The organism is Nocardia sp. NPDC059691 (genome assembly GCF_042733915.1).
Lineage (GTDB): Bacteria > Actinomycetota > Actinomycetes > Mycobacteriales > Mycobacteriaceae > Nocardia > Nocardia sichangensis.
Map to the genome: position 1 here is coordinate 1 of NZ_JBHWFB010000034.1, position 6,415 is coordinate 6,415.

Here is a 6,415-nt window from a genome sequence, read left to right on the forward strand (position 1 = left end):
TAACGCGTTGATGGAGAATTTCTTCTCCACGTTGAAGACCGAGTTGGTTTATCGCCGGGCCTGGCGGACCCGGGACGAGGCCGAGAACGCCCTGTTCGCCTATATCGATGGCTGGTACAACAGCCAGCGCATTCAGAAGAAGCTGGGCTGGCGATCACCCGCCGAGTTCGAAGCCAGCTACCATCAACCGGCTCCGGCTGGAACCTGATAACCCCGCCCTCCAACAATGCGGGGGAACCTCACTCTGGCCGACAAGGCGTGGCGTGTCCGGGGCAACTCGACTTATCGCCCGGGCGCCTGTTCCGTCGGCTGTGACGAGATTGTCGGCAATTGTGCGGATATCGCTGGAGATTCCACGCACACTTCTTTGCAGCGCGCCGCCCGCCTCGGTGACTGCTGTGCGAAGCCGCCCGGTCATTCGGGCGAGGCTAGCGGCGAGCATCATTCGGCCGGTCGCAGACTGCGGGTCAGTAACCGGAACTGTGTGGGACTGCCCGGATTGAGCAGGATATCGGTGCTGGCAGGCACGATGTCGGGCAGCACGGTGCCCAGCACCGGCCGCCAGCGATCCGCCTCGACCCGGTGTTTGTATATCGTGGCGGTGGCAACCGCGACGCATGGCACCCCATCCGGAGCCGGTCCCACCAGTGGTTCGTCCTGATCGTCGCATGCGATCTCTACCACGGCACCGCGCAGCGCAGCGATGATCTCGTCGCCGCCGATGTTGTCGCCGTTGGCGACTCGCCGCAGCACGGCATCGATGGGATCGGTCGGCAACGCCTCGTCAGCAGGGACGTAGTTTGGATTGGGTTCGAACGGACCCGGAACGCCGTCCTCGCCGATCATCCAGCCACCGAGGATCACCTCGGCCGGCGGCATTACCTCACGCACGGTTTCCTGCCGGCCCGGCTCGATCAACACCAACCAGTCACCCTGACGAACGACAGTCGAGTTCAGGTCCTCGATTTCCCTCACCGCCCGCTGATCAATCCTGGCACCGAGAACCGGCGCTTCTCCATCGTCGCCCGCGCCACCACCACCGGTGTACGCCGCGCGACGCCGCAAAGGTCACTTGCCTTACGCAAGTCAGCAGTTTAGAGTCTACATATGTATCACGCTATTGTGCGATCACTGGTCCGGAGAACCTGGCGTCGCGTCAGCGCGGGAGACTTCGACGCTGCTGTGGCCATGGCCCACCCCGATATCAGGTTCCGGTTCGTGGGCGACACCGCACTCGGCGCAGACATCCGTGGGCGCGAATCATTCCGAAAGTGGTTCAGCGCTCTCGAGCGCCACCTGCCCGGCGTCCGGCTGGATCTGGTAGATGTCGTGGCCGACGGCTGGCCCTGGAACACCAAAGTCGCGACTCAGTTGCGCGTCACTGCCACCCTTGCTGATGGAACATCGTACTGCAATACGGCAATCCAATGGCTTACCTTGCGGTGGGGACGCATGATCGAGGACCTCGTCTTGGAAGACACTCTCGCGCTCGACGCCGCGCTCCGCACCAAGCACGCAATAGAGCATCGGTGACTCCACGGGTTTGCAGAGTGGGACGTGTTGCAGAGGCGAACTTGTGGAACACCCGGGCCATAGCGCTCAGTGGTACAACTAGCTCGGATCGTCGGAGAGGGATCCCATGGGCGTCTTGGCGCAGCCTGTGCCCTACCGCATACTGGATTCGGTGAACGGCCCGGAGCGAAGAAGCAGACCCGGTCTCCTCCGACACCCCAGCCCTAACCTGGTTCACAATTCGGCGTATGGGCCTGCATGGGTTGCTGGACACAACCTTCGGCGAAGGCGCAGCCGCAGTACCATTCGCCATCGGAAAAATTCCCACGCGTACACGTTGTTGGCCCGCGACGAAACGTTGATCGGTCTCTGCACTCTTAACCCGGTCTGCGTCCTTGCTCCTGGGAAATCGGCGCGCGGCTGTGTATTCGCGGGATATGGACCGGTGGGTTTCTCCGCAGGGGCTCCGCCCCCTGCTGGTAGACGTCTACCACGATGACGTCCTAAGTGCGATGACGTCCTAAGTGCACTGCCGCGGACGCGGCGTAGCGCCCAACTGGTGACGAATTACTTCGCCTGCCGCTCGCTTACTCAGCATTCGACGCCAGTGGCAGGTACACCGCCGTGCCGAATCGCCTTCATTGACTGGTACATCTGCACCCGGGCCCTCGACGGGAGCGCTGGTCACATGCGACTGCCGACGATCCTCAGCCAACCACGGAAGGTAGCAAAGGTCCCACGTGCCTATAACGCTTCCGAGTGAAGTCGTGTTCTTCCTCGATCTCTGTGGTGTGCCGTATCCGGACATTAACGAGGATCATGTCCGCGACTTCGCGGACCACGTTCGCACCTTCTCGACCAACATTCAGCAAACTCACGAATCAGCGACGCAAACGGTCAAGGACATCGGCTCGGTCTACTCGGGATACTCCTACGACCAGCTAGCCGCATCATGGGCGCAGGTAAGCGCGACACATATTGCGGACTTCGACCATGCTTGCAGAACTGTGGCGACAGCTTTGGATGTCGCGGCAGGCGTCATCACGGCGATGAAGGTTGCGGTGATCGCCGAACTAGCCGCGATGGCCGCGAGCTACGCAGCCGTAATCGCCTCGCCGGCCGGACCAGCCGCCGCCCCGCTCCTCACCGCCGCAGCGCGTCGGCTGTGCACCGAAATGCAGGAGGCGCTGGTTCAATACATCGCCATCGAGATCGTCAGCAAGGCGATCGAGCCGTTCGAAGACACGATAGACAGGATGATCAACGGAGTCGTATACGACGCAATGGCTCGCACGCCGGGCATGCCATCCGACAGTGCGGCCGCAAAAATGCTGAGCATCGAACCGGACGAAGTGCTGCGTTATGCCGACATTCTAACCAACCACGCCGACGAGGTTCTCAGGCATGCCACAATTTTCGCCGACAACGTCTCACAGTTGGATTTCACCACCGAAACAGATCAGCCTGGTGCCCTTACAGAAACAACAGTCTCGACGCAAAGAACCAGTCACGACCTACTTCCGACAATCAATTCCAGTGCCGCTGCTGAAACAGTATTCTCAAGGCAAAAACCCGTCCCCGACCTACTTCCGACGATCAATTCCCAACCCGATCGAACGCCAGCTCCCCGCATACAGCCTGAGGCAACACGGCCGATCGTCGCATCAGTCGCAGACGCCGAACGGATCACAACTGACCACGGAAACGGTCGTAAGCATGAGGTAGTGGCCGGAAAACTGAACCCAGGCGGACCAAGCGAAGCAAGCGCACCCGCCGAGTCCGCCACGGCTCAACCGACCACCGCCTCGCCCCCAGTGCACCCGCCCACCAGTCAGGCTGTGGATACCGGCAGCACTGGAATAGAACGTAGCATCCACCCCCGAAGCGTTGATTCGGCTGCTTCGCAAGCCCAAGTACAGCAAGAAGCACGTCCGGAACTCGCCTTCACGGAGCGTTCCGTTGTAGACATCCAGCCAGCGGTCCAATTAAATCCCGACGAACCGATTCTAGCGACCGATTCAGTTACAGACAGTAGCCAACCGAATGACACATATCTACGCCCACCGGACAGCAACGCCGCACCAGCCGCCACACAACCAGCAGGGCACGACAGACCCGCTGCGACAGGCGGCAAAGCCCCTATTTTAGGTACTTCTACGACGCCCAGGACGCCATGGACGCGTTCGCGGCCAGTGGCCGCGCAGCCCACCGCACCCGCGCCGACGATCGCCGCAGGCACCGATCGATCAGCATCAACCTCACCATGGATTAAGGCCAGAAGTCCTGCAGTCACCGCCCCGAGGGTTTTCGCATCCTCGACGGGGAGTCCTCCGACGCATCCGCAACCACAAGACCGCCGTGTGGGCGACATCAAGGAAAACGTCAAGAAGAAAACAGAGGTTGCAAACACAAACTTCGAGAGATCGCGCACATCGGAAGAATCATAACTGCAACAAGAAATGCCTGGAGAAGCTACGGCCACTCACTTCACGAGTACGCTTTAGTTATGCCCATTTCCGCGCAAATCAGTAGATTCGCATCAGCAAAGCAACCCCGCCGCCCCGTTCGCTAATCATTCTTCGCTTGGCCGCCAGAACCCGGGCCGTGCAGTTCAGCCCGACCGTTGTCCATGCCAGCAGGGAATTCTAATGAACCTCAACGTTTCGACGTATATACGTAATTGCACTCAACATATTATCGACATCACCCGGAGCGGAATTGTAGCGATGGCGCATTCCTACAGAGACACGATCAAAGCACTCAGGCGAACCGATAGCTTCAACGAGAGCGACCTAAATGATGCACCCATAATACTATAGTATTCTTACGGAATTCCTCGAACGTCATGTCCGTTGGGTCCCTTCTTGGGTTCGGCAGCTGGTCTCGGCTGTGGAGATGCGGTCGTGATGGGTAGGTGCCGCTACGCTTCCGCGGCGGCTTTCGCATGACAGTCAAGGAGAAGAAGGGTGGGCTCGATCCGGATCACCGCGAGAATTACTTACCGGTTAGTGACGAAGAACAGCATCTACTGGAGAGACGTCGCGATTTCTCCCCAAGTGATCAATCCTACGAGGCAGTCAAGGCAGCACGTGATCGGCAGGCGCCAGAATTCTACGACGACAGTGCCACGGACACCGCGCCCGACACAGTCGCGATACCGGACGACGGACCCGACACTGTATCAGCACCGGACGACGAAGCTGTCTGGTAAACACCAGCCGCGGCACCTAAATACCAGGCGCGGACGACCTCGCTGCGCACGCCTCGTCGCGGCCACACAGCACGCACCTGCCCCATAGTGAGGCTCAAAGTGAGCAATGGTGTGACCAGGGCTTTGGGCCAGGCCTTGAGCGAGCTGAAACGCCTGACCAGGAAGGAAGCAAAGTTTCTCGCAGACAAAACCGCCGGCACGGCCCGCCTTGTCAGACGGGATGTCGAGGAGAAGGTGTACGCCGACCAGCGCGGCAGCCACGAGGTCGAGAAGGCAGGTGAGGGAATGCCGGAACTCAGGTGGCCGTCCCCGCGGTCTGGAGTGCTTGCCCCTCGGCCTGAAGTGCTTGCCCCGGACCCGATGACGGACCGATTGTGGGAATACCACATACGGAAACCGGAAGTCAGGTGGGCGCCGCTGGGCTCGGACAGTCCGTTTCCTTCATGGGCCAGGTCGGATATGGAGGACTCGATGCCTGCTCTGACCGGAAACCTGGAACTAAGTTGCATCGATATGCCGTTGTACGCTGCCACCGAGTCCGGTGCACTCACTCGCGCACAAGTCCGCGCGCTCTACAGCCGCGGCGACAGTGTCGAAGAATACACTCGCTGGCTCGACGAACTTCCCGACCGCCTCACTCCCAACGGTCGGCAGGAGTTCGTGACCGGTGGCCCGCGCCCGCGCCGTGGTGATCTGGTGTTTTTGCATGGCTCGATGCTTCGCGGCGCTCCCGAGGATTGGGTGCACCTGGCCGTAGCGACCGGCCGCGTCGATCCCCTTGGATCGCCTGTCCTGTATTCGTTCTACCGAGACCCAGGAAGTCCACTCAGTCAAGGAAGAGGCTGGGGTGGCACAGTAACAAGAGAGACGATGAGCAGTCTCAGCCAAGACTGGGGCCGGCTTGTCGCGGACCTACGAATCGAGTTCGGCCCCGGGCCATGGTAACTGCCCCAAGCTCGGGAACAGACCACGGACTCCGCGAACCATCAAAAGCGGCTCGATCCGCTCTGCCCGCAACCCAGAGTCTTCGTGTACCTGGTGACACAATCCTTAACCGCACGTCTCCCGCGGGTGCACGCTGACTGAGGGACTTTCAGCGGGAACTCACGGCTTTCCATGTGCGGCACTGGGAACCGCGGTGAGTTGGGGGAAGTGTAGCGGTCGCCGACTGGGCTCAGTCGGCCGGTGGATGTTCGAGTTCGTCGCTGAGCAGTTGCTCGGCGACGGCCGCGTAGCGGGCGACGGTGTTGTGGGAGATGCCGAAGACCAGTGTCAGACATCCCAGGAGCTTGGATGTCAAGGGAAGTCAGGCAGCGAGGTGTTGGTAGCGGTGTGACCAGGCTGCTTCCTGGCTGTAGGGGGTTTTGGTTTTCAGGCAGCCGTGCAGGATGCCCACGAGCCGGTTCCCGAGCTGGCGGAGGGCGGCGTTGTGGTTCATCTGAACCGTCACGAGTTGGAGACCGGCTTCGGTTTCAGACCCGCGCCGGTCGGCGTGGTGGTTGTTGAGCGTAGTAGGCGGCTTCGTACTCGGCCGGGGTCAGGTAGTTCAAGCGGGAATGCAGGCGGGCGTTGTTGTACCAGTCGCACCATTCCATGAGCGCGAACTCGACCTGGGTGAGAGTCTTGAACGGGCCGTGCCGGTTGATCACCTCGGTCTTGAACAGGCCGATGATCGACTCTGCGAGCGCGTTG

The 6,415-nt window shown here is 60.7% G+C and carries 7 protein-coding genes and 1 pseudogene; 4 read left to right on the forward strand and 4 right to left on the reverse strand.

Going from position 1 to position 6,415, the window contains the following annotated elements:
- On the forward strand, positions 1-208 hold a 208-nt coding region (locus ACFV2O_RS36645; protein WP_379256354.1), incomplete at its 5' end, for an IS3 family transposase.
- Positions 209-441: 233 nt separating this feature from the next.
- Here ACFV2O_RS36645 and ACFV2O_RS36650 read toward each other — a convergent pair.
- Positions 442-1,065 (reverse strand): type VII secretion system-associated protein, encoded by a 624-nt coding sequence (locus ACFV2O_RS36650; RefSeq protein ID WP_379256356.1) that lies wholly within the window; start codon positions 1,063-1,065, stop codon positions 442-444.
- Between the two features lie 42 nt (positions 1,066-1,107).
- Between ACFV2O_RS36650 and ACFV2O_RS36655 the strand changes: the two genes are divergently transcribed.
- The 3 genes from ACFV2O_RS36655 (at position 1,108) to ACFV2O_RS36665 (ending at position 4,723) form a co-directional block, all read left to right on the forward strand.
- Positions 1,108-1,533 carry a nuclear transport factor 2 family protein gene (locus ACFV2O_RS36655; RefSeq protein WP_379256358.1) on the forward strand — a complete coding sequence of 142 codons (426 nt, stop codon included), beginning with the start codon at positions 1,108-1,110 and terminating at the stop codon, positions 1,531-1,533.
- 746 nt (positions 1,534-2,279) lie between these two features.
- On the forward strand, positions 2,280-3,959 hold the full coding sequence (locus ACFV2O_RS36660; RefSeq protein ID WP_379256360.1) for a hypothetical protein: 1,680 nt from the start codon (positions 2,280-2,282) through the stop codon (positions 3,957-3,959).
- Positions 3,960-4,456: 497 nt separating this feature from the next.
- Entirely contained in the window at positions 4,457-4,723 is a 267-nt protein-coding gene (locus ACFV2O_RS36665) for a hypothetical protein (protein WP_157171100.1), read from the forward strand.
- Positions 4,724-5,897: 1,174 nt separating this feature from the next.
- On the opposite strand, the gene ACFV2O_RS36670 is transcribed toward ACFV2O_RS36665, so the two are convergent.
- The 3 genes and pseudogenes from ACFV2O_RS36670 to ACFV2O_RS36680 all read right to left on the reverse strand — a co-directional run.
- Positions 5,898-6,023, reverse strand: a complete 126-nt coding sequence (locus ACFV2O_RS36670; protein ID WP_379256362.1) for a hypothetical protein — start codon at positions 6,021-6,023, stop codon at positions 5,898-5,900.
- Positions 6,024-6,029: 6 nt separating this feature from the next.
- Positions 6,030-6,155: pseudogene (locus ACFV2O_RS36675) on the reverse strand (IS110 family transposase); the annotation flags it as partial.
- Positions 6,156-6,195: 40 nt separating this feature from the next.
- Positions 6,196-6,415: integrase core domain-containing protein (locus ACFV2O_RS36680; protein WP_379256364.1), on the reverse strand; the 220-nt coding region annotated here is incomplete at its 5' end.

Coding starts and splice junctions, on each gene's coding strand:
- ACFV2O_RS36665 (WP_157171100.1), top strand. CDS start 4,457: ATGACAGTCAAGGAGAAGAAGGGTGGGCTCGATCCGGATCACCGCGAG.
- ACFV2O_RS36655 (WP_379256358.1), top strand. CDS start 1,108: ATGTATCACGCTATTGTGCGATCACTGGTCCGGAGAACCTGGCGTCGC.